3 protein-coding genes are annotated in these 2,598 nt (G+C 62.3%); all 3 read right to left on the reverse strand.

The features are described from left to right. Positions 1–83 precede the first annotated feature (83 nt). The 3 genes from QMX98_RS33970 to dapE all read right to left on the reverse strand — a co-directional run bounded on the left by QMX98_RS33970 (position 84) and on the right by dapE (position 2,497). Entirely contained in the window at positions 84–461 is a 378-nt protein-coding gene (locus QMX98_RS33970; RefSeq protein ID WP_010462860.1) for a hypothetical protein, read from the reverse strand. A gap of 75 nt (positions 462–536) precedes the next feature. Next, the gene (locus QMX98_RS33975; RefSeq protein WP_083374918.1) at positions 537–1,346 is read right to left on the reverse strand and encodes a putative RNA methyltransferase; all 810 of its coding nucleotides are present in this window, start codon (positions 1,344–1,346) and stop codon (positions 537–539) included. Continuing rightward, complete coding sequence (dapE, locus tag QMX98_RS33980) at positions 1,346–2,497, reverse strand: succinyl-diaminopimelate desuccinylase (RefSeq protein ID WP_010462857.1); 1,152 nt, start codon at positions 2,495–2,497, stop codon at positions 1,346–1,348. The genes QMX98_RS33975 and dapE overlap by 1 nt, the downstream gene beginning before the upstream one ends. Between the last annotated feature and the right edge of the window lie 101 nt (positions 2,498–2,598).

Genomic DNA, 2,598 nt, shown 5'->3' on the forward strand with positions numbered 1-2,598 from the left:
AGGCTTGCCCGCGAAGGCGTCATCACTGGCGCTAAAAGCTTCGCGGGCAAGCCTCGCTCCTACAGGTTTTGTGGGAACGTGGATTACGCGGTTTTCCAGATGATTTCTTCTTCACCGTCAGCGCTGATGCGCATCCAGCGATCGGCCGTTTCTTCACCTTCTTCCTCAACCCAGCTGCCCGGTGCGCAACGCACTTCGACATTCAGTGCGGCAAACGCGGCGCGGGCGCAGGCGATGTCGTCTTCCCACGGGGTCTGGTCGCTGTCCAGGAACAGGCTGTTCCATTTGCCCACGGCTTTCGGCAGCCAGGTGACCGACACGTTGCCGGCCTTGCACTTGTAGGTCTGGCCCTTCTTGACCCATTCACTGCACTGGCCCAACGCTTCGCTAAGCCAGTCTGCAACGGCCTTGTAGTCGACGTCAGCGTCTTTCAGGTAAATCTCGATATCGGGTTGGCGCATGGATGTCCTCACTGCGGTCTTGAAAAATCCATTCGCGGATTTAGCCGGCCTCAAGCTGTTGCTCAAGACCAAAAATTATTGAAGTACGAAATAATCGTAGCGCATCGACACGGTGACCTCGAACGGCTCCGCCTGCTCGATGACCGCCGTCCGGCGTTCGGCACTGGCACGCCAGCCGTGTGGCGTCATGGCCAGCAGGTTGGCGCGATCCTGGCCATTTGAAAGTGTCAGTTTGAACTCCAGGGATTCGCTGTGTTGCAGCGCCATGCCTTCCGGCACCAGGGCCAGATGCTTGTCGTCGGTGTATTCACGGACTTCGTCGTACAGCCGCTCGCGCAATTCCATCAGGTGGCCGCTGGTCGGCCCGACTTTCATCAAGCCGCCGCCGGGGCTGAGCAGGCGTTTGGCTTCTTCCCAATCCAGCGGACTGAAGACGCTGGCGAGAAACTGGCAGCTCCCCGAGGCCAACGGCACCCGGGCCATGCTGGCGATCAACCAGGTCAGCTGCGGATTGCGTTTGCAGGCGCGTTTGACTGCTTCGCGGGAGATGTCCAGTGCATAGCCATCGGCATTGGGCAGGGCTTCGGCAATTTGCGCGGTGTAGTAACCCTCGCCGCAACCGATGTCCAGCCAGCGCTGGGGCGCGTACTGCGCGGCCAGTTCGGCCAGGCGCTTGGCCACCGGCGCGTAATGGCCGGCGTTCAGGAAGTCGCGACGGGCCTCGACCATGGCGAGGTTATCCCCAGGGTCGCGGCTGTTCTTGTGCTGCACTGGCAGCAGATTCAGGTAACCCTGCCGCGCACGGTCGAAACGATGCCCGGCGGGGCAGGCCACGCCGTTGTCCACCGCGTTGAGCGGTTCGCTGCAGATCGGGCAGGCGAGCATCAGGCGAGCAACTTGATCAGGGTCTGGTAGTAGATTTCGGTCAGCACATCGAGGTCGGCGGCCAGTACACGCTCGTTGACCTGGTGAATCGTCGCGTTGACCGGGCCCAGTTCAACCACTTGGGTGCCCATGGTTGCGATGAAGCGCCCGTCGGAGGTGCCACCGCTGGTGGAGGCTTTGGTTTCGCGCCCGGTGATGTCCTTGATGCTCGACGCCACGGCATCCAGCAATGCACCCGGCTCGGTCAGGAACGGCAGGCCGGACAATGCCCAGTCGATGTGCCAGTCCAGGCCATGTTTGTCGAGGATGTCGGCGACGCGCTTTTGCAGGCCTTCAACGGTGGACTCGGTGGAGAAGCGGAAGTTGAACACCGCCACCAGGTCGCCCGGAATCACGTTGGTCGCGCCGGTGCCGGAATTGACGTTGGAAATCTGGAAACTGGTCGGCGGGAAGAAATCGTTGCCGTGGTCCCAATGCTCGGCGGCCAGTTCGGCCAGGGCCGGGGCAGCGAGGTGGATCGGGTTCTTCGCCAGGTGTGGATACGCCACGTGACCTTGCACACCGCGAACGGTCAGCTTGGCACCGAGTGAACCGCGACGGCCGTTCTTGACCACGTCACCCACCAATGTAGTGCTCGATGGTTCGCCGACGATGCACCAGTCCAGACGTTCCTTGCGCGCGGCGAGGCGTTCAACCACGGCCTTGGTGCCATGGTGCGCCGGGCCTTCTTCGTCGCTGGTGATCAGGAACGCGACCTTGCCCTTGTGATCCGGGTAGTCGGCGACGAAGCGCTCGGCGGCCACGGTCATGGAGGCCAGGCTGCCTTTCATGTCGGCCGCGCCACGACCGCAGAGCATGCCGTGTTCGTCGATCAGCGCGTTGAACGGGTCGATCTGCCAGGCAGACACCGGGCCGGTCGGCACCACGTCGGTGTGTCCGGCGAAGCACAGCACCGGGCCGTCGTGTTTACCGTGGGTCGCCCAGAAGTTATCCACATCTTCGATGCGCATCGGCTCCAGGGTGAAACCGGCATCGCCCAGGCGCTGCATCATCTGCTTCTGGCAATCGGCGTCGACCGGCGTCACGGACGGACGGCGGATCAGGTCGATGGCGAGTTGAAGGGTCGGCGAAAGGTCGGCGTGGGCCGTCATGTAAGACTCCGGAGCTTTATTTGTAGGAGCGAGGCTTGCCCGCGAAGAACGATAGTGAGGTGTATCTGTTACACCGAGTCGCTTCATTCGCGGGCAAGCCT

This window comes from Pseudomonas sp. PS02303, assembly GCF_029959925.1.
Classification (GTDB): domain Bacteria; phylum Pseudomonadota; class Gammaproteobacteria; order Pseudomonadales; family Pseudomonadaceae; genus Aquipseudomonas; species Aquipseudomonas mandelii.

What these genes read in the sequence shown, in the direction of transcription:
- dapE (WP_010462857.1), bottom strand. Translation starts at nt 2,497, where the DNA reads ATGACGGCCCACGCCGACCTTTCGCCGACCCTTCAACTCGCCATCGAC.
- QMX98_RS33970 (WP_010462860.1), bottom strand. Translation starts at nt 461, where the DNA reads ATGCGCCAACCCGATATCGAGATTTACCTGAAAGACGCTGACGTCGAC.
- QMX98_RS33975 (WP_083374918.1), bottom strand. Translation starts at nt 1,346, where the DNA reads ATGCTCGCCTGCCCGATCTGCAGCGAACCGCTCAACGCGGTGGACAAC.